Genomic DNA, 23,977 nt, shown 5'->3' on the forward strand with positions numbered 1-23,977 from the left:
CGCCGGTCGCCCACGGGTCGTCGGCGGGAGCGCCACCGCCCTGCTGGCCACCGCCGGGGCCGCCGCCCCAGCCGCCGCCACCCTGGCCGCCACCGCCGCCGTAGCCGCCACCACCCTGCTGACCACCGCGACCGGTGGTCTTGGTGACCTTGGCCGTGGCGTTGCGCAGGCTGGCGCCGACTTCCTCGACGTCCAGCTCGTAGACCGTGCGCTTGACGCCCTCACGGTCCTCGTAGGACCGCTGCTTCAGCCGGCCCTGCACAATGACGCGCATGCCTCGCTGGAGCGACTCGGCGACGTTCTCCGCCGCCTGACGCCAGACCGAGCAGGTCAGGAACAGGCTCTCGCCGTCCTTCCACTCGTTCGTCTGACGGTCGAAGGCGCGGGGGGTCGACGCGACACGGAACTTCGCGACGGCCGCACCGGACGGGGTGAAGCGCAGCTCGGGGTCGTCGACAAGATTGCCGACGACCGTGATGACGGTCTCGCCTGCCATGGGGAACCTCTCGGCGGGTTTGCTGCTGGCTGCTTGTGCTGCTACTCGACTCCCGGGACCGGCTGAGCGGGAGAGCTCAGTGGGTCTCGGGGCGGAGGACCTTGGTCCGGAGGACCGACTCGTTCAGGTTCATCTGGCGGTCGAGCTCCTTGACGACCGCAGGCTCGGCCTGCAGGTCGATGACCGAGTAGATGCCCTCGGGCTTCTTCTTGATCTCGTACGAGAGACGACGACGGCCCCAGGTGTCGACCTTCTCGACCTTTCCGCCGCCGTCACGGACGACAGAGAGGAAGTTCTCGATCAGCGGGGAGACAGCGCGCTCCTCGGTGTCGGGGTCGAGGATGACCATCACCTCGTAGTGACGCATGTGGAACCCACCTCCTTTGGACTCAGCGGCCACGGTCGTTCCGTGGCAGGAGGGTCGTGATGCGTTGCCGCAACGATGCCTGTCAGTAAAACAGCCGCCACTGACAATCGAGGCCGGGCGGCGATCTCCCAGGCCGGCCGGGACGGACCGTGGCCCTTCCCCGACTCGCCTGGCTCTGTCCGGACAGAGACCGGTGCGGACGGTACAGAGTACCCGCACAGCGGCTTCCGGTTGAAATCCGGCCGTGGGGACAGTCAATCTGTACACATCGGGTGTGTACGGCGCTACGATCCGCCGCCTTTCGCAGGAGGTGCCCCATGGCACAGGCATTGCGACCCAACACCGCCGGAGGCCTTTTCGCCACGGACGGCAAACCCCACCCGCTCCAGGACGCCCTCATGGCGGTGACCCTGGTGCTGGGCATCACGTCCTTCATCACGGCGATGTTCCACCACCTGCACCTGCTCAGTTCCTGGACCGGCCTGGTGGGGATCCTCACCGGCGCGTACGGCCAGTGGATCTCGGTGACGACCCGCGAGCGATTCGGTCTCGTCCTGGGTCTGGGTGCCGCGGCGGTCGGGTTCTTCCTGGGCATGGCGCACGGGGGCCTCTTCGGCGGTCTCTTCGACTGACGTCGGGCACCCCCTCTTTCGAACATCGCCGAACGCTCCGGCCGGCGACGGGCCGGGGCGAAGGTCCCGTGCGCCCAACCGGGGCGCCCCCGAGGCGCAGTAGGCTTCGCGCGAGAGCCGGAGCCCCTGAACCCATGGGGACACACCAGCCCGAGGAGCGCCCCGAATGAGCCTGACCCTGAGGACCATCAGCCGAGAGCAGCATCTGGCCTACATCCAGAGTCTGCCGTCGGCGAGTCACATGCAGGTCCCGGCCTGGGCTGATGTCAAGGCGGAATGGCGCTCGGAGAACCTCGGCTGGTTCGACGACCGGACCGGCGAGATGGTCGGCGCGGGTCTTGTCCTCTACCGGCAGCTGCCCAAGATCAAGCGCTACCTCGCCTATCTGCCCGAGGGCCCGGTCATCAACTGGTTCGCGCCGAACCTCCAGGAGTGGATCGAGCCGATGCTCGCCCACCTGAAGCAGCAGGGCGCGTTCTCGGTGAAGATGGGCCCGCCGGTGATCATCCGGCGCTGGGAGGCCGCGACCATCAAGAAGGGCATCCAGGACCAGGACGTGAAGCGTCTGCGCGACCTGGAGGCCGACTTCATCGAGCCCCGCGCCTTCGAGGTCGCCGACAAGCTGCGCCGCATGGGCTGGCAGCAGGGCGAGGACGGCGGCGCCGGCTTCGGGGACGTCCAGCCCCGCTACGTCTACCAGGTGCCGCTGGCCAACCGCGCCCTGGAAGAGGTCCACAAGAACTTCAACCAACTGTGGCGCCGCAACATCAAGAAGGCGGAGAAGGCCGGTGTCGAGGTCGTCCAGGGCGGCTACAACGACCTGCCCGAGTGGCAGCGGCTGTACGAGATCACGGCTGTGCGCGACCACTTCCGGCCCCGTCCGCTGTCGTACTTCCAGCGCATGTGGTCGGCCCTCAACACCGAGGACCCCAACCGCATGCGGTTGTACTTCGCCCGGCACAACGGTGTGAACCTGTCCGCGGCGACGATGCTGATCGTCGGCGGGCACGTCTGGTACTCCTACGGCGCCTCCGACAACATCGGCCGCGAGGTCCGGCCCTCGAACGCGATGCAGTGGCGGATGCTGCGCGACGCCTACGCGCTCGGCGCGACCGTCTACGACCTGCGCGGCATCTCCGACTCGCTGGACGAGACCGACCACCTCTTCGGTCTGATCCAGTTCAAGGTGGGCACCGGCGGCCAGGCCGCCGAGTACCTCGGCGAGTGGGACTTCCCGCTGAACAAGCTGCTCCACAAGGCGCTCGACATCTACATGTCGCGCCGCTGACCTCCGCTTCGCCGCTTCGGCGGCTCCATTCGCTCCCATACCTCTGATACACCGCAGCCACGAGAAAGGTTCCAGGTCCGGCCATGGCGCTCACGCTCTACGTCGACACCGCGCGCTGGCGGGCGCACCACAAGCACGTGCAGGAGCAGTTCCCGGGGCTGGTCCCGGTCTGCAAGGGCAACGGCTACGGCTTCGGCCACGAGCGGCTGGCCGAGGAGGCCACCCGGCTGGGCTCGGACGTCCTCGCCGTCGGCACGACGTACGAGGCCGCCCGGATCAAGGACTGGTTCGGCGGTGACCTGCTGGTGCTGACGCCGTACCGGCGCGGCGAGGAGCCGGTGCCGCTGCCCGACCGGGTCATCCGCTCGGTGTCGTCCGTCGACGGCGTGTACGGCCTGGTCGGCGCCCGGGTGGTCATCGAGGTGATGTCCTCGATGAAGCGGCACGGCATCAGCGAGCAGGACCTGCCCCAGCTGCACTCCGCGATAGAGAACGTCCGGCTGGAGGGCTTCGCCATCCATCTGCCGCTGGACCGCACCGACGGCTCGGACGCCGTCGAGGAGGTCATCGGCTGGATGGACCGCCTGCGGGCGGCCCGTCTCCCGCTGCACACCATGTTCGTGAGCCATCTCAAGGCCGACGACCTCGCCCGGCTGCAGCAGCAGTTCCCGCAGACCCGCTTCCGCGCCCGGATCGGCACCCGGCTCTGGCTGGGGGACCACGAGGCCACCGAGTACCGGGGCGCCGTCCTGGACGTCACGCGCGTCGCCAAGGGCGACCGGTTCGGCTACCGGCAGCAGAAGGCCGCCTCCGACGGCTACCTGGTGGTCGTGGCGGGCGGTACGTCGCACGGAGTGGGCCTGGAGGCCCCCAAGGCCCTGCACGGGGTCATGCCGCGGGCCAAGGGCGTCGCCCGCGCCGGCCTCGCCACGGTCAACCGCAACCTCTCGCCGTTCGTCTGGGGTGGCAAGCAGCGCTGGTTCGCCGAACCGCCGCACATGCAGGTGTCGATCCTGTTCGTGCCCGCGGACGCGCCGGAACCGACGGTGGGCGAGGAGCTGGTGGCCCATCTCAGGCACACCACCACGCAGTTCGACCGGCTCGTCGACCGCTGACGGCGAGAAGCCCTCCACGCGCTGACAGCGAGAAGGCCGTACACGGTTCTCCCGTGTACGGCCTTTCCCGCGCCCCGAGGAGGCGTCACCCTCCGCTTTGTTCGCTCAGAGCGAACCGCCGGTGGTTTCCGTCCTGCCCCATTCGACCGGAGGCCCCTCGAAGTGGGCCGCGTGACGAGCGGGACGAGCCGCCGGCCCGAACACGAACACGTCCTCGGCCCCGTCCAGCACCCCGCCCGAGGGATCGTCGTCACCGGACCGGCGCACCGGGTCCCGCTCCGGCATCAGGATGTCGCGCAGGACCATGGCACACAGGTAGAGCGTCCCCAGCAGATGCACGCCGATCGCCCAGTGGTAGCCGTCGGTGGGCAGTCCCTTGTGGGCGTCGCCGCTGGTCGTGTAGGCGAGGTACATCCAGATGCCCAGGAAGTACGCCACCTCGCAGGCCTGCCAGACGAGGAAGTCCCGCCACTTCGGCCGGGCGAGGGCCGCCAGCGGCACCAGCCACAGGACGTACTGCGGCGAGTAGACCTTGTTGGTGAGGATGAACGCCGCGACGATCAGAAAGGCGAGCTGGGCGAAACGCGGGCGGCGGGGGGCCGTGAGCGCGAGGGCCGCGACACCCACGCAGCACAGCAGCATCAGCGCCGTGGCGAGCGTGTTGACCGTGTCGGTGCTCAACGGGTCGTCCGAGTTCTGCGCCAGGATCAGCCAGAAGGATCCGAAGTCGACGCTTCGCTCCTGGCTGAACGTGTAGAACTTCGACCAGCCGTCGAACGCGAAGAGCATCACGGGCCCGTTCACGACGAGCCAGGCGACGGCCGCGCCGCCCAGGGCCCTGCCGTACGCCCGCCATCGTCCCGCGCGCCAGCACAGCACCAGCAGCGGCCCGAGCAGCAGCACGGGGTAGAGCTTGGCGGCCGTGGCGAGCCCGAGGAGGACACCGAAGGCGAGGGAGCGCCCCCGCGACCACATCAGCATCGCGGCGGCCGTCAGAGCGATCGCCAGCAGGTCCCAGTTGATGGTCGCGGTCAGCGCGAAGGCCGGTGCCAGGGCGACCAGCAGGCCGTCCCAGGGTCGCCGCGCGTGCGTACGGGTCACGCAGACGGCGATGACGGCCGCGCACGCCATGAGCATCCCGGCGTTGACCATCCAGTACCACTGTTCCTGGTCCTGGATGCTGCCGCTGCCGGGGGTGAGCCAGGCGGCGACCTCCATGAACAGACCGGTCAGCACCGGGTACTCGAGGTACTCCATGTCCCCGGGGAGCCTGTCGAAGTACGGCACCAGTCCGTCGGCGAAGCCGCGTCCCTGGTAGAGGTGCGGGATGTCCGAGTAGCACGCGTGCGTGTACTGGGAGCTGGCGCCGAAGAACCAGGCGCCGTTGTAGCAGGGCGCCTTCTGCACCAGGCCGAGGGCGAACATGCCGATCGCCACGAGCGCGATCACTCGCACCGGGGTCCACCAGGAGGTCCCGGTCAGAGCGCGCCGTCCGAGCGGACCGCCGATCAGCTCGCTGCCGGCCGCGGCGACCCGGTCCTCCTCGGTCGGCCGCACCGGTTCCGGCTCGTGGACGCTCGCTTGCGTCGATTCTCCACTGGGCATGCCGCACATCCTGCCGTACATGACCGGGGATACGCCGAGGGCCGCCGCACCCGGAGGTACGGCGGCCCATGTTTCACGTGAAACACCCAAGCCGGGCTATAGGTCGGCTAACCGGCCGGGCCTCCGAAGAGACCGCCTCCGTTGCCGTTGCCTCTGCTGTTTCCGGTGTCGCTGCTTGCCGTGGGATCCGGCGAACTGGTCGCCCCTCCGTCCGTGCCGCCGTTGTCCGTACCACCGTTGTCCGTGCCACCCGTGTCCTCCTCACCCTCGTCTTCGCAGTTGAAGTCGAACGGCCCGCACGTGGCGGTGTTGGTCGGTGGCGGCGGCGTGGTCTCGGTCTGCGTGGGCGACGGAGGCGCCGTCGGCGTCTCCTTCTCCTCTTCCTCCTCGGTCTCCGTGGCGGTCGGGGTGGGAGACGGCGCTCCGATCCCGTCCGCGACCTCGCCGATCTTCTCGGCCTTGGGGAATCCGGGGTCCTCCTCGCCCTTCAGGGCGACCTTCATGTACTCGGTCCAGATCTGCGTGGGAACGTCACCACCGTGGATGGAGTCCTCACCCGCCGTGCCGTTCATGGAGAGCAGCTCGTGGTCCTTGGGGTCCTCGCGGAACATCCCGACCGAGGTCGCGAGCTGCTGGGTGTAGCCGACCCACCACGCGGACTTGTTCTTGTCGGTCGTACCCGTCTTGCCGGCCGCCGTACGCCCCAGTGCCTGCGCCTTGTAACCGGTACCGTTCTCGATCACGTTCTCGAGGATGTCGGTGATGTTGTGCGCCACGTTCTCGGGCATCGCCTGCGTGACCCGCGGCTTCTCGAAGCCGGGCAGTTCCGACCCCTTGTGCTTGACGGCGGTCACCGAGTACGGGTCGGCCTGCTTGCCGGATGCCGCGAAGGTCGCGTAGGCGTCGGCCATCCGGATCGCGCTGGGGGTCGACGTACCCAGGGCGAACGACGCGTTGAGGTCGGCGAAGCTGTCCTTCAGAATGCCGGACTTCCGGGCGACCTCCGCCACGTTCTTCATCCCCACGTCCATGCCGAGCTGCACGAAGGGGGTGTTGACGGACTGCTCCATCGCCTTGCGCAGGGTGATGTAACCCCACTTGTAGTCGGTCTCGTTCTCCTGGTAGAAGGGCGTGTTGTCCTTCTTGAGGACGAGGGAGCCGTCGTTCTCCCTGATCTGCAGGTGGTCGTTGCCGTTGTACTTGCTGAGCGGCGAGACACCCTCACCGTTCGTCTTGTACGTGCCGTGATGCATCGCGGCAGCCAGCACGAACGGCTTCCACGTCGAGCCGACGGGGACACCCGAGGTGTCCGCGTTGTTGTTGAAGTGGCCGTTCTCGAAGCCGGCACCGCCGTAGAGAGCGACGATCGCACCGTCGTTGGGCTTCACCGACGCCGCGCCGAACTGGACGTGCTGGTCCTCCTCGCGCTTCTTCGGGTCGAGCTTCTCCTTCTCGACCTTCTGCACGGCCTTGGCCAGCGCCTCGACCTTGTCCTTCTCGAAGGTCGTGTAGATCTGGTAGCCGCCCTGGTCGAACTGCGCCTCCGCGATGTCGGAGTTCTTCAGGACGTAGCGCTTCGCCGTGTCGACGAGATAGCTGATCTGGCCGGTCATGCCCTTGATCGCCTTACGGCCCTGCGGCTCGGGGTACCCCTTGATCGCCTTCTGGTACTCGGCGTCCGAGAGGTGGTCGTCGCCGTGCATCTGCTCGAGGATCCAGCTCCAGCGCTCCTCGGACCGCTCGCGGTTCTTCTCGGCGGTGGCGGAGGGGTCGAGGTTCGTGTTGCCCGCCGGGTCGTAGTACGTCGGTCCCTTGAGCAGGGCGGCGAGGAAGGCGCACTCGCTGGGCGTGAGATCGACCGCGTCCTTGCCGTAGTAGGTCTGGGCGGCGGCCTGGATGCCGTAGGCGCCACGACCGTAGTACGAGGTGTTCAGGTAACCCTGGAGAATCTCGGCCTTGGACATCTTGGTGCCCACCTTGATCGAGATGAACATCTCCTTGAACTTCCGGGAGACCGTCTGGTCCTGGCTCAAGTAGGTGTTCTTCACGAACTGCTGGGTGATCGTCGAGCCACCCTGGGTGTCACCGCCCGTGGCCATGTTGCCGAGCGCACGGGCGATACCCATGGGGTCGATGCCCGAGTCGTCGTAGAAGCTCTTGTTCTCGGCCGAGATCACCGCCCACTGCATGGCCTCGGGGATGCGGTCGATCGTGACGTTCTGCCGGTTCTGCCCGCTGCCGGTGGCGACCATCTGGGTGCCGTCGGCCCAGTAGTACACGTTGTTCTCGGACAACGCCGCGGCGTTCTCCTCGCTGGGCACGCTCACCATCGCGTACCCGATACCCGCCACGGCGACCAGGCTTCCGAAGAACGCGATGCACAGGCCGGACACGAACTTCCAGGACGGCGTCCAGCGGCGCCAGCCTTCCTTGCCGGAGCGCGGGTAATCGATGATCCGCTTCTTGCCGGGAGGGGCCGAACGTCCCCCGCCCCGGCCGGGGCCGGCGGCACCGGCACGGCGGCCCCCGCCTCTTTGTGCCGCGCGTCGCGCCTCGGCGCGACTGCTGTACGTATGTCCCTCATCCCCCGGGCCACGGGAGCCCGACCCATAGGAATCGGACGGAGATCCGGTGGCGCCTCGCGGTGCCGCGCGGCGGCCGGAGGACGAGCCGGACTGGCCGCGTCGGGCCGCGGCACGTCCGCCTCCCTGCGGCTGCGGCGGTTTGCGACGGTGCTCGCTCATCGAACGACTACTCCTCGGGCAGGCGCACCCTTGCGCGCCTGGAAACGGCGGCTGGTTTCCGGTCCCCCCGAAGTACGGATGCGGCGCTTCCCGCATTCACCCGTACTGCACCGGGGAGCAAGACGTCCCCAGGCGTCACTCGGTTCCCGGTGGTGTGCATGGCGCACAGACTACGCACCGTCAAAACCCGCCGAGCACAGAAGTTCACCTCAAATCAGGCAACTTGCTCCCTATCAATCGACGATGTGATCCCGTTCACCTTTCTGCCCCTTGTCGCATCCGGAAGGCCGTTCTATCGTCGTGATGTATCGAGTCGATACATCAGCTCGGCATAAAGGCGGCGACGAGCCGCACATGAGCCCGTCACGGCACGACCGCGGCAGAGGGGAGGCGACGATGAGCCGGCGTTCCGGGATCCTCGAGTTCGCCGTACTCGGCCTGCTCCGCGAATCCCCGATGCACGGTTACGAGCTGCGGAAACGACTCAATACGTCACTGGGTGTGTTCCGTGCGTTCAGCTACGGAACGCTCTACCCCTGCCTCAAGACGCTGCTCGCCAACGGCTGGTTGATCGAGGAACCGGGGAACACCACCGAGGACGCCCTCGCCGCCCCGCTCGCGGGGCGCCGCGCCAAGATCGTCTACCGGTTGACGGCGGAGGGTAAGGAGCACTTCGAGCAGCTGCTCTCCCAGACGGGGCCGGACGCGTACGAGGACGAGACCTTCGCCGCGCGGTTCGCCTTCTTCGGGCAGACGTCGCGTGACGTGCGCATGCGCGTACTCGAAGGCCGCCGCAGCCGGCTGGAGGAACGCCTCGAGAAGATGCGCGCCTCCCTGACCCGGACCCGGGAGCGCCTCGACGACTACACGCTCGAGCTCCAGCGCCACGGAATGGAGTCCGTGGAGCGCGAAGTGCGCTGGCTGAACGAGCTCATCGAGAGCGAGCGGGCCGGGCGGGACCTGAAGGGATCCGCCACCGGGGGGCCCGCTCAGCAGGACACCACATCTGGAGCGACGGGCGGCCTGCCCCGGACCGGGGACGACCCCCGGCCGGATACGCCCGACGACACCGCCACGTGAGACCCCCTGAAGGGCCTCACTCGTACACACAGGGAGCAACCGGAATGGGTTCGGTTCGCGTAGCCATCGTCGGCGTGGGCAACTGCGCCGCATCGCTGGTGCAGGGCGTCGAGTACTACAAGGACGCCGACCCGGCGTCCAAGGTCCCGGGCCTGATGCACGTCCAGTTCGGCGACTACCACGTCCGTGACATCGAGTTCGTCGCCGCCTTCGACGTGGACGCCAAGAAGGTCGGCCTGGACCTCGCGGACGCCATCGGCGCCTCCGAGAACAACACCATCAAGATCTGCGACGTGCCGAACAGCGGCGTGCAGGTCCAGCGCGGCCACACCCTCGACGGTCTCGGCAAGTACTACCGGGAGACCATCGAGGAGTCCGCCGAGACCCCGGTCGACGTCGTCCAGGTCCTCAAGGACAAGCAGGTCGACGTCCTCGTCTGCTACCTGCCCGTCGGCTCCGAGGACGCGGCGAAGTTCTACGCCCAGTGCGCCATCGACGCCAAGGTCGCCTTCGTCAACGCCCTCCCGGTCTTCATCGCCGGCACCAAGGAGTGGGCGGACAAGTTCACCGAGGCGGGCGTCCCGATCGTCGGTGACGACATCAAGTCCCAGGTCGGCGCCACCATCACGCACCGCGTGATGGCGAAGCTGTTCGAGGACCGCGGTGTCGTCCTGGACCGCACGATGCAGCTGAACGTCGGCGGCAACATGGACTTCAAGAACATGCTCGAGCGCGACCGGCTCGAGTCCAAGAAGATCTCCAAGACGCAGGCCGTCACCTCGCAGATCCCCGACCGGGACCTCGGCGAGAAGAACGTCCACATCGGCCCGTCCGACTACGTGGCCTGGCTGGACGACCGCAAGTGGGCCTACGTCCGCCTGGAGGGCCGCGCGTTCGGTGACGTCCCGCTGAACCTGGAGTACAAGCTCGAGGTCTGGGACTCCCCGAACTCCGCCGGTGTCATCATCGACGCCCTGCGCGCCGCGAAGATCGCCAAGGACCGGGGCATCGGCGGCCCGATCCTCTCGGCGTCCTCGTACTTCATGAAGTCCCCGCCGGTGCAGTACTTCGACGACGAGGCCCGCGAGAACGTCGAGAAGTTCATCAAGGGTGAGGTCGAGCGCTAGGACCTCCCCACTGTGGGCAGTTGAGGGTCTCCGGGTCACATGGCCCGGAGACCCTCTCCGTATGTGAGGCTGTGCCCCATGGCCGTCGTCCGTGACCTGCGCGTCCTGCTGCGTCTCCAGGGCTTCAGACGCCTGCTCGCCGTCCGGCTGCTCTCCCAGGGCGCCGACGGCGTCTTCCAGGTCGCGCTCGCCGCCTACGTGGTCTTCTCCCCCGAGAAGCAGACGTCGGCCGTGGCGATCGCCTCCGCGATGGCGGTTCTGCTCCTCCCGTACTCCGTGGTCGGCCCCTTCGCGGGAGTCCTCCTGGACCGCTGGCGCCGCCGCCAGGTCTTCCTCTACGGCAATCTGCTGCGCGCCCTGATGGCCTCGGTGACCGCCCTCCTGATCCTCGTCCGGGTACCCGACTGGCTCCTCTTCGTCGCCGCCCTGTGCGTCACCGGCGTCAACCGCTTCGTCCTCGCCGGGCTGTCCGCCGCGCTGCCGCGCGTGGTGGACAGCGAACGGCTGGTCGTCGCCAACTCCCTGTCCCCGACCGCCGGGACGCTCGCCGCGACCGCGGGCGGCGGGCTCGCCTTCGTCGTCCGTCTGGTCGTCGCCGACTCCGACGCGGCCGTGGTGCTCGTGGGTGCCGCGCTGTACCTGTGCGCGGCCGTGGCATCGCTGCGCATGGCGAAGGAACTGCTCGGTCCCGACCGGGCCCTGGTACGTCCCCGGCTGGCCACGGCACTCACCGGAACCGCTCGTGACCTGATGGCGGGCGTACGGCACCTCGCCGCGCCCCGACGCAGGGAGGCCGCCTGGGCGCTCACCGCGATGTCGCTCATGCGGTTCTGCTACGGCGCGATGCTCGTCATGCTGCTGATGCTCTGCCGGTACGCCCTGACGTCGACCACCGACGAGGGACTCGCCCTGCTGGGGCTGGCGCTGGGGGTGTCCGGCGCCGGCTTCTTCGCCGCGGCCGTCCTCACGCCCTGGGCCGCGGGGCGGTTCGGTCCCGGACGCTGGATCGCGGTGTGCGCCGCGGCGGCGGCCGTACTGGAGCCGGCGTTCGGTCTGCCCTTCGCCTCCGGCCCCTTGCTGGCCGGGGCGTTCGTCCTGGGCCTGACCACCCAGGGCGCGAAGATCGCCACGGACACCATCGTCCAGTCCTGTGTCGACGACGACTTCCGCGGCCGGATCTTCTCCGTGTACGACGTCCTGTTCAACGTGGCCTTCGTCGGCGCCGCGGGAGTGGCCGCCCTGATGCTCCCGCCGGACGGCCGATCGGTCCCGCTGGTGGTAACGATCGCCGTTACCTACGGAGCGGTAGCTGTGGCTATGGCCCGTTTTGAGCGTCAGTAAGTGTCACATCAACGACACAGAGCCTTATTGGGCTACGGAGTTGTCAGTGCGGGCCGGTAGCTTACGTGCGTCTTATCAGCGCATCTTTTGCGCCACGCATCCATGCTTCAGGGGGACTCTCACGTGACCACTCCGCCACCTCAGGGCAACCCGTTCGCACAGGGCCAGCAGCAGGGGCAGAACCCCTACGCGCAGGGCCAGCCGGACCCCACGCCGTATGCCCCAGTACAGCCGCAGCAACCCAAGCGCGACATCAAGCAGTACCTGCGTATCGGGCTGACCGTCGTAGTTCTGATCTCCGTGGGCATCGGATGGTACGTGAACCGCAACGCCGAGGATGCGAAGAAGCTGGCGGTCGGCGACTGCATGTACAACAAGGGGAGCGACAACGATCCGGATGTCGTCCAGGTCGACTGCGGCGACGCCAAAGCCACCCACACGGTACTGAAGAAGGCCGACGGCGCTCTGGTCCCTCAGCTCACCTGCCAGAGCGTGGAAGGTACGACGGCCACCTTGACCTGGGAGGAGACCGGCGACTCCTTCACCCTGTGTCTGGGGGACAACAAGTAGTCGTCGATCCACATGGATGAGGGGTGATGTTTCACGTGAAACATCACCCCTCATCGCGCACTCACCCCTGTCCGACCCACCACTCCTTGAGTGCCGCCACCGCCGCGTCGTACTCCATCGGGCCGTTCTCCAGACGGAGTTCCAGCAGGTGCTTGTACGCCTGGCCGACGGCCGGGCCCGGCTCGACGCCGAGGATCTCCATGATCTGGTTCCCGTCGAGGTCCGGGCGGATGGCGTCCAGTTCCTCCTGCTCCTGAAGCTGGGCGATCCGCTCCTCCAGGCCGTCGTACGCACGTGAGAGCGCCGAGGCCTTGCGCTTGTTGCGGGTCGTGCAGTCCGAACGGGTCAGCTTGTGGAGCCGGCCGAGGAGCGGTCCGGCGTCACGGACATAGCGGCGCACGGCGGAGTCCGTCCACTCTCCCGTGCCGTAGCCGTGGAAGCGCAGGTGGAGCTCGACGAGACGCGAGACGTCCTTCACCAGTTCGTTGGAGTACTTGAGCGCCGTCATGCGCTTCTTGGTCATCTTCGCCCCGACCACCTCGTGGTGGTGGAACGAGACACGGCCGTCCTTCTCGAAGCGGCGCGTGCGCGGCTTGCCGATGTCGTGCAGCAGGGCCGCCAGGCGAAGGGTCAGGTCGGGGCCGTCCTCCTCCAGGGCCATCGCCTGCTCCAGGACGATCAGCGTGTGGTCGTAGACGTCCTTGTGCCGGTGGTGCTCGTCCCGTTCCAGGTGCAGGGCCGGCAGCTCGGGCAGCACGTATGCGGCGATCCCGGTGTCCACGAGCAGGGACAGGCCCTTGCGCGGGTGCGTGGAGAGGATCAGCTTGTTCAGCTCGTCCCGTACGCGCTCGGCGGAGACGATCTCGATGCGCCCGGCCATCTCCTTCATCGCCGTGACGACCTCGGGTGCCACCTCGAAGTCGAGCTGGGCGGCGAAACGGGCGGCCCGCATCATGCGCAGCGGATCGTCCGAGAAGGACTCCTCGGGCGTGCCCGGGGTGCGCAGTACCCGAGCGGCCAGATCGGCGCGACCGCCGTGCGGATCGATGAACCGCTTCTCCGGCAGGGCGACGGCCATCGCGTTCACCGTGAAATCGCGGCGGACCAGGTCCTCCTCGATGGAGTCGCCGTACGACACCTCCGGCTTGCGCGAGGTTCGGTCGTACGCTTCCGAACGATAGGTGGTCACCTCGATCTGGAAGCTCCGGTCGGCGTCCCCGACGCGGGCCTCCTTCTGTGCGCCGACCGTGCCGAAGGCGATCCCGACGTCCCAGAGGGCGTCCGCCCAGGGGCGCATGATCTTCAGCACGTCCTGCGGACGGGCGTCGGTCGTGAAGTCCAGATCGTTGCCGAGGCGGCCGAGCAGCGCATCCCGCACCGAGCCGCCCACCAGGGCGAGTGAGAACCCGGCCTCCTGGAAGCGGCGGGCGAGGTCGTCGGCGACAGGGGCGACCCGCAGCAGTTCACTCACGGCGCGGTCCTGCGCCTGGCTCAGGGCACTGGTCTCTTCGTTGGCGTTCGGCACAACAGAAGAGGGTACGTGGCCCGAACCGCCAAGGGCTCCCTCAATAACGCGCGCGGACACCCCGGCCGATACGCGGACAAGCCCATGCCCCCGATCTTGTGGACCGGTCCGCGGCACTTCCTCCCAGCGCACCTCGTTACCATGCGTGGACGCACATTCCGACGAACACTGACGAAGACGAGGGACGGGCGAGCGCGTGGCCGAGGCGGCAGACTTCCAGGGGACGAGTCCCTCACCTGCCCGCCGCTGGCTGCGGCGCACCGGAGCCCTGCTCACCGGAGTGCCCCTGCTGACGGGGCTCCTCCAGCTGCCCGCCGCGCCCCCCGCGGACGCCGCGGGGGCGGACGCGCCGCAGGCCGCCTCCGGCGCGGGCTCGGTCTCCGTCTCGGTCGACACCCTCACCCCCGGCGCCCCCGCCGAGGACGACACCGTCACCGTGTCCGGAACGGTGACCAACAAGGGCAAGCAGACCGTCACCGACGCCCACGTGGGGCTGCGTGTGGGTCCGCTGCTGAACACCCGCTCGAGCATCGACAGCGTCGCCAAGAACAGCACCGACGTGCAGAACGCCTTCGGCTCGGAGGTCGGCGACAAGTACGCCGAGGAATTCGACAAGCTCACCCCCGGCGTCTCGCGTCCCTTCACCATCTCGGTGCCGGTGAACAAACTGGACCTCGGGCAGGACGGCGTCTACCAGCTGACCGTCGCGCTCTCCGGGCAGACTTCCGCGCAGCAGTGGGAGCAGGTCCTCGGCGTCCAGCGGACGTTCCTGCCGTGGCAGCCCGACGCAGCCGGCACGAAGACGAAGACGACGTTCCTGTGGCCTCTGATCTCCACCGTCCACATGACGGCGGAGACGGGTTCGGACGAGCAGCAGACGCCGGTCTTCCACGACGACGACCTCGCCAAGGAGATCTCTCCGGGCGGCCGGCTGGACCGGATGGTGGCGCTGGGCAAGGACCTCGACGTCACCTGGGTGATCGATCCGGACCTGCTGGCGTCCGTCGAGGCGATGACCGACCGTTACGAGGTACCCGGCGAGGGTGACGACACCGTCGTCGGCAGCCACCAGGCGGTCGCCAAGCGCTGGCTCACCGAGGTGCAGGAGGCCGTGGCGGACAAGGAGGTCGTCGCGCTGCCGTTCGGCGACCCCGACCTGGCCTCCCTCGCCCACAACGGCACCTCCGTCAGCGGCTCGCTGAGCCACCTCAAGGAAGCCACCGACGTCGCCTCCAGCACCGTCGACGCGATCCTCCACGTCAAGCCCAGCACGGACTTCGCCTGGCCCGTCGACGGCGCCGTCGACCCCTCCATCGTCAAGGTCGCCACATCCGCCGGAGCCGACAAGGTGATCGCCCGCAGCGACACCTTCGAGGAGACCGACGGCCTGTCGTACACGCCCTCCGCGCCCCGGCCCATCGGCGGCGGCACCACGGCCGTCGTCGCGGACGCGCGGCTGTCCACGGCGTTCCGGGGCGACATGACCAAGGCCTCCACCTCCACGCTCGCGGTGCAGCGGTTCCTGGCCCAGAGCCTGACCCTCGGCCTGCAGACGGGGAAGCAGCGCAGCGTCGTCGTCGCGCCGCAGCGCACGCCGTCCGCGAGCCAGGCCCAGACGATGGCCGAGGCGCTCACGATCCTCCAGGACGGCACCTGGTCCGAGTCCCAGGGCCTCGTGGCTGCCGCCAAGGCCCAGCCGGACCCCGCCGCCACCACCAGGGTCCCCCCGGCCTCCGCGTACCCCTCCTCCCTGCGCAAGCACGAGCTGCCGCGGACGACGTTCGAGCAGATCGCCAGGACCCAGGCCAAGCTCGACAAGTTCAAGGTGATCCTCTCCGACCAGTCCCGGGTGGTGACCCCGTTCGGGCGCGCCCTGAACCGGGAGATGTCCGTGTCCTGGCGGGGCCGGCAGTCGGAGGCCGCGATCTACCGGAGCGGCGTCGAGGCCTACCTCGACACGCTCCTCGGCCAGGTCAGACTGATCGACAAGTCGGAGACGAAACTCTCCGGCCGCAGTGCCACCATCCCCGTGACGGTGCAGAACAACCTGGTACAGGGTGTCGAGCACCTGGTGCTGCGCCTCACCTCGACCAACCCGACACGGCTCGAGATCGGCGGGGACGCCTACGCGGAGCGGCCCGTCGCGGTCTCCGGCGGCCACAGCCAGTCGGTGAAGTTCACCACGTCCGCCAACGCCAACGGACGGGCGACGGTGGTCGCCCAGCTGTACACGCAGGACGGCCAGAAGTACGGCGAGCCCGTCACGTTCGACGTGAAGGTCACCGAGATCACCGCCACGGTGATGCTGGTCATCGGCGGTGGCGTGCTGCTGCTCGTCCTCGCCGGCTTCCGGATGTACACCCAGCGCAAGCGGGCCGCGGCCCGCGAGGCCCAGGAGCGGGACCACGAGGCGGACGAGGACGCCGACGACCCGCAGAACCCGGAGACCGCCGGGGAGCGTCTCACTCAGGACTCCGGGGCGGACGACCCGGAGCAGCCGAGTGACCCGGCACCGGACACCGCACCGGAGAGCGCCGACCCGTCCGGCACGGGTGAGAGAGTGGACCGTTGAGGATGTCGTGGCCGGTGGGCCCGGGACGATGAGGTGGGGTAACCATGAACGCGCCGTACGACGGTGACCGCGGCCATGCCGCGGGCAACTCGGGCCATCCCGAGTCGGACCCCCCGCAGGGTCCGCCGCCCGGGCACGACCAGGTGCCGCAGCCGCCCGCCGACCCGTACCTCCAGGACGCCTACGACCAGGACCCCTACCGGGCACAGGACCTCGCCGCCCAGGACCCGGTCGCCGAGGCGCTCTACGACCGCGCCGCGCACCCGCCTCCCCCTCCCGGCGCGTACCCCCCTCAGCAGCCGCTGTACGGGCAGCCGCCCCAGTCTCCGTACGCTCCCGACCCACGGGTGTGGGCCCGGACCCCCGCGCCGGAACCGGACGGACCGACGCAGTACCTGCCGTACGGCGACGACCCGCGCACCACGCAGTTCGTGGGCGTGGACGACCTGGTCGGCCAGGCCGGCGACCAGCGCCACGAGCCGGACGCCTTCGCCCATCTCTTCCGCGACCAGCAGCAGAGCGGCGCCTTCCCCGACCAGCAGCAGGGGGGCGGGTACCCCCAGCAGTACGGCGGCGGACACCCGGCCCACCCGCCGGTGAACAGCGGGCAGCCCTATGCGCCGGTGCCCGGACCGGCCTCCTCGACGCCCGGCCACTACGCGGGCGCCACGCCGCCTCCCGTCGCCGAGGCTCCCGCACCCGAACCGGCTCCCGCCCCGAAGAAGGGCGGCCGGGCCGGGGGACTGCTGAAGTCGAGCGCCGTGATGGCGGCGGGCACGATGGTGTCCCGTCTCACGGGGTTCATCCGGTCCGCGATGATCGTCTCGGCGCTCGGCCTCGCCCTGCTGGGCGAGTCGTTCCAGATCGCCTACCAGCTGCCGACGATGATCTACATCCTGACCGTCGGCGGCGGCCTCAACTCCGTCTTCGTGCCGCAACTCGTGCGAGCGATGAAAGAGGACGAGGACGGCGGCGAGGCCTACGCCAACCGCCTGCTGACACTGGTGATGGTGGCCCTGGCCGCGCTCACCGCCCTCGCGTGGCTGGCCGCCCCGCTCCTGGTGCGCGCGCTGTCGGTCCCGGTCTCCAACGATCCCGCGGCCAACGACGTCGCCGTCACCTTCACCCGCTACTTCCTGCCCTCGATCTTCTTCATGGGCGTTCACGTGGTGATGGGTCAGATCCTCAACGTGCGCGGCCGGTTCGGCGCGATGATGTGGACCCCGGTCCTGAACAACATCGTCATCATCGTCACCCTCGGCACCTTCATCTGGGTCTACGGCACCGCCGCGGACTCGAAGATGGAGGTCACGAACATCCCGCCGGAGGGTCTGCGGCTGCTGGGCGTCGGTGTTCTCCTCGGCCTCGTCGTCCAGGCCCTGGCGATGGTCCCGTACCTGCGCGAGACCGGGTTCCGTATCCGCCTGCGCTTCGACTGGAAGGGCCACGGCCTCGGCAAGGCGGCGATGCTCGCCAAGTGGACCATCCTGTTCGTCCTCGCCAACCAGGCGGGCGCGCTGGTCGTCACCCAGCTGGCGACCGCGTCGGTGAAGGACACGGACATCGCGGGAACGGGCTTCAGCGCCTACTCCAACGCCCAGCTGATCTGGGGCCTGCCCCAGGCCATCATCACCGTCTCCCTGATGGCCGCCCTGCTGCCCCGTATCTCGCGCTCGGCGGCCGAGGACGACGGCGGCGCCATCCGGGACGACATCTCCCAGGGCCTGCGCACCACGGCCGTCGCGATCGTGCCGATCGCCTTCGGCTTCGTCTCACTCGGCATCCCGATGTGCACGCTGATGTTCGGCTCCTCGGGTACCGAAGCGGCCACCAACATGGGCTACATGCTGATGGCCTTCGGCCTCGGCCTGATCCCCTATTCGGTGCAGTACGTCGTCCTGCGGGCCTTCTACGCGTACGAGGACACCCGAACCCCCTTCTACAACACGGTCATCGTCGCCGCGGGCAACGCGATCGCCTCGGGCATCTGCTACCTCGTGCTCCCGGCCCGCTGGGCCGTGGTCGGCATGGCCGCCTCCTACGGCCTGGCCTACGTGATCGGTGTCGGCGTCGCCTGGCGCCGGCTGCGCAAGCGACTGGGCGGGGACCTGGACGGCGCCCGGGTGCTGCGGACCTACGCCCGGCTGTGCATCGCCTCCGTTCCCGCCGCGCTGCTCAGCGGCGCGGCCTGCTACGGGGTCGTGCAGACGCTCGGCCAGGGCGTCCTGGGCTCGCTCGCGGCACTGCTGGCCGGTGGGGCCGTACTGTTCGGAGTCTTCTTCGTGGCCGCCCGCCGGATGCGGATCGAGGAAGTCAACTCACTGGTCGGTATGGTGCGCGGACGCCTTGGACGCTGAGCCAGGGGGTAGGCGCACAACCATCGTCGGCCACTGTGTGTCGTGCATAGCGGCGGACTGTGGGCACAATTGGTCTCGGCGTCGAACGGCGCGCGACGGACGCCGGCCGACGCGCATGGGATGGGGAGGCAGGGAACGACGGTGGCCGAACGGAGCACAGCTGCCGTCGACGTGGCAGACAACAGCGGTGAGCAGCCGCTGACCGCACAGGCGGACCAGTCCACGGCCGACGGGGTGGCCCAGAACCGGGAGCGGGACACGGACAACGACGAGGCACAGGAGGGCACCGGGACCGATGGTTCCGCGATGACCTCGCCACCCGAACTGCACAGCGGTCACAAGCTCGCCAGGCGCTACCGCCTCGAGGAGTGCGTCACCCGTCTGGACGGGTTCAGCAGTTGGCGCGCCGTGGACGAGAAGCTCCGCCGCGCCGTCGGCGTGCACATCCTGCCCGCGGATCACGCGCGTGCCCGGTCGGTCCTGGCCGCGGCCCGTTCCGCCGCCCTGCTGGGCGACCCGCGCTTCGTCCAGGTCCTGGACGCCGTCGAGGAGAACGACGTCGTCTACGTCGTCCACGAATGGCTCCCCGACGCCACGGAACTGACGACGCTCCTGGCGGCCGGCCCGCTGGAGGTGTACGACGCCTACCAGATGGTCAGTCAGATTTCCGCCGCCATGGCTGCGGCCCACCGTGAGGGCCTCGCCCATCTGCGGCTGAACCCCAACGCCGTCCTGCGCACCTCGACCGGCCAGTGGCGCATCCGCGGCCTCGCGGTCAACGCCGCGCTGCGTGGCGTCGGCTCCGACACCCCACAGCGCACCGACACCGAGTCGATCGGCGCCCTGCTCTACGCGGCGCTCACCCAGCGCTGGCCTTACGAGAACGACGCCTACGGCATGTCCGGACTGCCGAAGGACATCGGGCTGATCCCGCCCGACCAGGTGCGCGCCGGTGTCCACCGCGGGCTGTCCGAGCTGGCCATGCGGGCGCTCGCCAACGACGGCGCCACGGCCTCGCGCCACGAGTCGGCGTGCACCACACCCGAGGAACTGGTGAAGGCGATCGGCGAGATGCCCCGCATCCGCCCGCCGGAGCCCGCGTTCACCACGCCTCCGGAGTACCAGCGCACGACGTACCAGCAGGGCACCTACGGCCGTCCGGCGCCGCACCCCGGTGTCACCCAGCCGGTGCCGACGCCCCCTCCTCCGCTGCAGAGCCGCACGGGCAAGGCGCTGAAGTGGGCCGTCTCGGCCCTGCTGATCGCCGCGCTGGGCCTGGGCAGCTGGCAGCTCGCGGACGCGCTCCTGGAGCAGGACAAGCAGTCCGACGACACCAACCAGACCCAGACGACCGACGGTGGCGACGACAAGGACAACGACAAGCCCAAGCCGGCCAAGCCCATCAGCGTCCAGGGCTCCCAGGAGTACGTCGTCAAGGGTGAAGCGCAGGCACCGGAGGATGTGGCCAAGACTTACGACGGCGACAACTCCACCTACTGGCGTACGAAGAAGTACAACGCCGGCCCGACACTCGCGCCGTACAAGCCCGGCGTCGGCATCGTCTACGACCTCGGTTCACCTCAGGAACTGTCGACCGCGTCGTTGGGCCTCCGGTACGCCGGTGATCACACGACCGTGCACCTCTACGCCACCGACTCGCTGTCGCCCTCGACAGGAATCGAGGGAATGAAGGAGATCGGAACCGCGGCCACCACTGGTACGACGCTCACGGTCAAGGCGGCCAAGCCGCTCAAGACCCGGTACGTCCTGATGTGGATCACCGATGTGCCGAACGCTCCCTCCGACGGTTACAGCGGCGCAGGCTATAAGCAAGCCGTCACCGAAGTGACGTTCAAGGGCTGAGGGCCCGCGGAGCCGAAGGGGAGGGGGTCCGATGGCAGACGGCAGCGTCTACGGCGACGTCAGTGATCAGGACCTCCTCGCCCGTCATGTGGAGGGCGACCCCGACGCCTTCGGTGAACTCGTGCGGCGTCACCGCGACCGGCTCTGGGCCGTGGCGCTGCGGACGCTCGGCGACCGCGAGGAGGCCGCTGACGCCGTCCAGGACGCCCTCGTCTCCGCCTACCGGGCCGCCCACACCTTCCGCGGCCAGTCGGCCGTCACGACATGGCTGCACCGGATCACGGTGAACGCCTGCCTGGACCGCGCCCGCAAGGCGGCCTCCCGCAAGACCGCTCCGGTAGACGACACGGAGCGCCTGGAGCAGTTGCTCGAACCCCACGAGTCCGCCTCCGCGCCCGCGGAGCGCAACGATCTGCACCGCCAGCTCATCGAGGCCATGGGCACCCTCCCGCCCGATCAGCGGGCCGCGCTCGTCCTCGTGGACATGCAGGGCTATCCGGTCGCCGAAGCCGCCCGCATCCTCGATGTGCCCACCGGCACGGTGAAGAGCCGCTGTGCGCGGGGCAGAGCCAGACTCCTGCCCCTGCTCACTCATCTACGGCCGGACGGTCCCGGTGAGAGCAGGAGACAGGGGGAGGGACGGAACCGGACGCAGGGGACGTCCGTCCCACCCGCAGCGGGCCCGCGGCAAGCGGATCCGCCGGACCCAGGATCGAACGACCCGGCTGCGGTGAAGGGCGGAGGTGGGCGAGCGTGACGTCGACGACAGACATGGCGGAGCACCCGGACGTCGCGGAGATCTCCGACCTGACCGAGGGGCTCCTCCCGGCCGCCCGGAGCGCCGACGTGCGTCGGCATCTGGACGAGTGCGCACTCTGCGCGGACGTCCACGCCTCTCTCGAGGAGATCCGGGACCTGCTCGGTACGGCGCCGGGTCCGCCCCGCATGCCCGCCGAGGTGGCAGGCCGCATCGACGCCGCACTGGCCGCGGAGGCCCTGCTGCACGCCACGGCGCCGGAGCCGGAGCCAGAGGCCGCCGGGGAGCCCACCGATGCGTCTCCCGCGTCCTCCGACGACGATCCTGGGCATGTTTCACGTGAAACCCCGGCGTCCCAGGACCGGCCGGCCGGGCGTCCCCGCTCCACCACGACCGGACCGGGACGCAAGGGCCGTCCGCGCGGTGGGCGCCGCCGGGTCGCCGTCCTGGGGGCCGTGTTCACGGTCGCTGCTCTGGGGCTCGGGTCCGTGGTGCTGTCCTCCATGAACGACGGAGCCGGCCAGGACGAGGGAGCCCGGACGACCGCCTCGGACACCTTCTCCGAGGGGAAGCTGGAGAAGCAGGTCACCGATCTCCTCGCACAGAGCCAGGGGAAGGTGAAGGGCCCGGGCACCGTCCACACACTCGGGTCGCAGCCGGAGTCCGACTCCGTCAACCCCAGGGTCCTCAAGGAGCCCGCGGTGCCGAAGTGCGTCAGCGACGGCATCGGCCGCAACGACGCCGCGCTCGCCACCGAGAAGGGCACCTACCAAGGGAAGGACGCTCTGCTCGTCGTGCTTCCCGACGTCTCGGACGACACCCGTGTGACCGCGTACGTCGTCGAGGCGACCTGCGTGGACAACCCGTCCTCGGCCACCACCGCGAAGGTCCTCCTGAAGCACTCCTACACGCGCTCCTGACGGCCGACGCTTCGTCTCCCTCCTGCGTGGTATCCCGTACGGTGTGCGCTTCTCCCTGCTGGCAGCGGGCCGTGCCCGTGTGCCCGGACACGGCGGGAATGCGCGCCCCTTAGGATCCGTTGCACGGGGTGAGAGTTCCGAAAGAAGCTCCCCCGGTCGACCGACGCAGACCAGAGACGAGGAAACAAGCCGTGAGCGACGTCCGTAACGTGATCATCATCGGCTCGGGGCCCGCCGGCTACACGGCGGCGCTCTACACCGCCCGTGCGTCGCTGAAGCCCCTGGTGTTCGAGGGCGCCGTCACCGCCGGCGGCGCGCTGATGAACACCACCGAGGTCGAGAACTTCCCCGGCTTCCAGGACGGCATCATGGGCCCCGAACTCATGGACAACATGCGGGCCCAGGCGGAGCGTTTCGGTGCCGAGCTCGTCCCGGACGACGTGGTCGCCGTCGACCTGACCGGTGAGATCAAGACCGTCACGGACACCGCCGGTACGGTCCACAAGGCGAAGGCCGTCATCGTCACCACCGGATCGCAGCACCGCAAGCTCGGCCTGCCGAACGAGGACGCCCTCTCCGGCCGCGGCGTCTCGTGGTGTGCCACCTGTGACGGGTTCTTCTTCAAGGACCACGACATCGCCGTGATCGGTGGCGGCGACACCGCGATGGAGGAGGCCACCTTCCTCTCCCGCTTCGCCAAGTCCGTGACGATCGTCCACCGCCGTGACACCCTGCGCGCCTCCAAGGCGATGCAGGAGCGCGCCTTCGCCGACCCGAAGATCTCGTTCGTCTGGGACAGCGAGGTCGCCGAGGTCCAGGGCGACCAGAAGCTCTCGGGCCTGAAGCTGCGCAACGTCAAGACCGGCGAGCTCTCGGACCTGGCGGTGACCGGCCTGTTCATCGCGATCGGCCACGACCCACGCACCGAACTCTTCAAGGGCCAGCTGGAGCTGGACGAGGAGGGCTACTTGAAGGTCGAGGCGCCCTCGACGCGTACGAACCTCACCGGTGTCTTCGGCGCCGGCGACGTGGTCGACCACACCTACCGCCAGGCGATCACCGCGGCCGGTACGGGCTGTTCCGCCGCCCTCGACGCCGAGCGCTTCCTCGCCGCTCTCGCGGACGAGGAGAAGGCCGAGCCCGAGAAGACCTCTGTCTGACCCCCACCCACCCCGCGCACCAACCAGTTAAGGAGCCCGCTGTGGCCGGCACCCTGAAGCACGTGACCGACGCCTCCTTCGAGCAGGACGTCCTCAAGAACGACAAGCCCGTCCTGGTGGACTTCTGGGCCGCCTGGTGCGGTCCGTGCCGTCAGATCGCCCCGTCCCTCGAGGCCATCGCCGCCGAGTACGGGGACGAGATCGAGATCGTCAAGCTGAACATCGACGAGAACCCGGGTACGGCCGCCAAGTACGGCGTCATGTCCATCCCGACCCTGAACGTCTACCAGGGTGGCGAGGTCGCCAAGACCATCGTCGGCGCCAAGCCGAAGGCCGCGATCGTCCGTGATCTCGAGGAGTTCATCACTGTCACCAAGTGATGGCTGACCGCCTCGTCGGCGGCACATGTTTCACGTGAAACACGAATGGGCCGGCCCATCTGGGTCGGCCCATTCGTG

19 protein-coding genes are annotated in these 23,977 nt (G+C 69.0%); 14 read left to right on the forward strand and 5 right to left on the reverse strand.

Annotated features, from left to right (window positions below; all coding sequences use genetic code 11):
- Together B7767_RS18905 and rpsF are read right to left on the reverse strand one after the other, a co-directional pair.
- On the reverse strand, positions 1-496 hold a 496-nt coding region (locus B7767_RS18905; protein WP_085573213.1), incomplete at its 3' end, for a single-stranded DNA-binding protein.
- Positions 497-572: 76 nt separating this feature from the next.
- Positions 573-863: a 30S ribosomal protein S6 gene (gene rpsF / locus B7767_RS18910; RefSeq protein WP_004929252.1), complete on the reverse strand. Its 291-nt coding sequence runs from the start codon at positions 861-863 to the stop codon at positions 573-575.
- Positions 864-1,180: 317 nt separating this feature from the next.
- Between rpsF and B7767_RS18915 the strand changes: the two genes are divergently transcribed.
- From B7767_RS18915 to B7767_RS18925, 3 genes are all read left to right on the forward strand, one after another.
- Positions 1,181-1,495: a hypothetical protein gene (locus tag B7767_RS18915; protein WP_085573214.1), complete on the forward strand. Its 315-nt coding sequence runs from the start codon at positions 1,181-1,183 to the stop codon at positions 1,493-1,495.
- Between the two features lie 166 nt (positions 1,496-1,661).
- On the forward strand, positions 1,662-2,783 hold the full coding sequence (gene femX / locus B7767_RS18920; RefSeq protein WP_085573215.1) for a peptidoglycan bridge formation glycyltransferase FemX: 1,122 nt from the start codon (positions 1,662-1,664) through the stop codon (positions 2,781-2,783).
- Positions 2,784-2,866: 83 nt separating this feature from the next.
- Positions 2,867-3,898, forward strand: coding sequence for an alanine racemase (locus B7767_RS18925; protein WP_030857077.1), 1,032 nt, complete (start codon positions 2,867-2,869; stop codon positions 3,896-3,898).
- 105 nt (positions 3,899-4,003) lie between these two features.
- Here the strand turns inward: B7767_RS18925 and B7767_RS18930 are convergent, their stop codons facing one another.
- Both B7767_RS18930 and B7767_RS18935 read right to left on the reverse strand, forming a co-directional pair.
- The gene (locus tag B7767_RS18930; protein ID WP_085573216.1) at positions 4,004-5,512 is read right to left on the reverse strand and encodes a glycosyltransferase family 87 protein; all 1,509 of its coding nucleotides are present in this window, start codon (positions 5,510-5,512) and stop codon (positions 4,004-4,006) included.
- A gap of 98 nt (positions 5,513-5,610) precedes the next feature.
- On the reverse strand, positions 5,611-8,247 hold the full coding sequence (locus tag B7767_RS18935; protein WP_179167198.1) for a transglycosylase domain-containing protein: 2,637 nt from the start codon (positions 8,245-8,247) through the stop codon (positions 5,611-5,613).
- A 396-nt stretch (positions 8,248-8,643) separates the two neighbouring features.
- Here B7767_RS18935 and B7767_RS18940 point away from each other — a divergent pair, with 396 nt between their 5' ends.
- From B7767_RS18940 to B7767_RS18955, 4 genes are all read left to right on the forward strand, one after another.
- On the forward strand, positions 8,644-9,327 hold the full coding sequence (locus B7767_RS18940; RefSeq protein WP_085573217.1) for a PadR family transcriptional regulator: 684 nt from the start codon (positions 8,644-8,646) through the stop codon (positions 9,325-9,327).
- Positions 9,328-9,371: 44 nt separating this feature from the next.
- The gene (locus tag B7767_RS18945) at positions 9,372-10,454 is read left to right on the forward strand and encodes an inositol-3-phosphate synthase (RefSeq protein WP_085573218.1); all 1,083 of its coding nucleotides are present in this window, start codon (positions 9,372-9,374) and stop codon (positions 10,452-10,454) included.
- 78 nt (positions 10,455-10,532) lie between these two features.
- Positions 10,533-11,795: an MFS transporter gene (locus B7767_RS18950; protein ID WP_085573219.1), complete on the forward strand. Its 1,263-nt coding sequence runs from the start codon at positions 10,533-10,535 to the stop codon at positions 11,793-11,795.
- A gap of 123 nt (positions 11,796-11,918) precedes the next feature.
- Positions 11,919-12,365: a hypothetical protein gene (locus tag B7767_RS18955; RefSeq protein WP_085573220.1), complete on the forward strand. Its 447-nt coding sequence runs from the start codon at positions 11,919-11,921 to the stop codon at positions 12,363-12,365.
- Positions 12,366-12,426: 61 nt separating this feature from the next.
- On the opposite strand, the gene B7767_RS18960 is transcribed toward B7767_RS18955, so the two are convergent.
- Positions 12,427-13,890: a CCA tRNA nucleotidyltransferase gene (locus B7767_RS18960; RefSeq protein ID WP_085573221.1), complete on the reverse strand. Its 1,464-nt coding sequence runs from the start codon at positions 13,888-13,890 to the stop codon at positions 12,427-12,429.
- A 196-nt stretch (positions 13,891-14,086) separates the two neighbouring features.
- On the opposite strand from B7767_RS18960, the gene B7767_RS18965 reads away from it, so the two are divergent.
- The 7 genes from B7767_RS18965 (at position 14,087) to trxA (ending at position 23,899) form a co-directional block, all read left to right on the forward strand.
- The gene (locus B7767_RS18965) at positions 14,087-16,462 is read left to right on the forward strand and encodes a DUF6049 family protein (protein WP_085573222.1); all 2,376 of its coding nucleotides are present in this window, start codon (positions 14,087-14,089) and stop codon (positions 16,460-16,462) included.
- A 44-nt stretch (positions 16,463-16,506) separates the two neighbouring features.
- A complete protein-coding gene (murJ, locus tag B7767_RS18970; RefSeq protein ID WP_085573223.1) occupies positions 16,507-18,819 on the forward strand; it encodes a murein biosynthesis integral membrane protein MurJ in 2,313 nt (770 codons plus the stop codon).
- A 141-nt stretch (positions 18,820-18,960) separates the two neighbouring features.
- The gene (locus B7767_RS18975) at positions 18,961-20,682 is read left to right on the forward strand and encodes a protein kinase family protein (protein ID WP_085573224.1); all 1,722 of its coding nucleotides are present in this window, start codon (positions 18,961-18,963) and stop codon (positions 20,680-20,682) included.
- Positions 20,683-20,713: 31 nt separating this feature from the next.
- Positions 20,714-21,439: an RNA polymerase sigma factor SigM gene (sigM, locus tag B7767_RS18980; RefSeq protein ID WP_085573225.1), complete on the forward strand. Its 726-nt coding sequence runs from the start codon at positions 20,714-20,716 to the stop codon at positions 21,437-21,439.
- Positions 21,436-22,359, forward strand: coding sequence for an anti-sigma factor (locus B7767_RS18985; protein WP_085573226.1), 924 nt, complete (start codon positions 21,436-21,438; stop codon positions 22,357-22,359). The genes sigM and B7767_RS18985 overlap by 4 nt, the downstream gene beginning before the upstream one ends.
- Positions 22,360-22,550: 191 nt before the next feature.
- The gene (gene trxB, locus B7767_RS18990; protein ID WP_085573227.1) at positions 22,551-23,519 is read left to right on the forward strand and encodes a thioredoxin-disulfide reductase; all 969 of its coding nucleotides are present in this window, start codon (positions 22,551-22,553) and stop codon (positions 23,517-23,519) included.
- A 41-nt stretch (positions 23,520-23,560) separates the two neighbouring features.
- On the forward strand, positions 23,561-23,899 hold the full coding sequence (gene trxA, locus B7767_RS18995) for a thioredoxin (protein WP_085573228.1): 339 nt from the start codon (positions 23,561-23,563) through the stop codon (positions 23,897-23,899).
- Positions 23,900-23,977: the final 78 nt, after the last annotated feature.

The sequence above is a fragment of the Streptomyces sp. 13-12-16 genome (assembly GCF_002114215.1).
Taxonomy (GTDB): domain Bacteria; phylum Actinomycetota; class Actinomycetes; order Streptomycetales; family Streptomycetaceae; genus Streptomyces.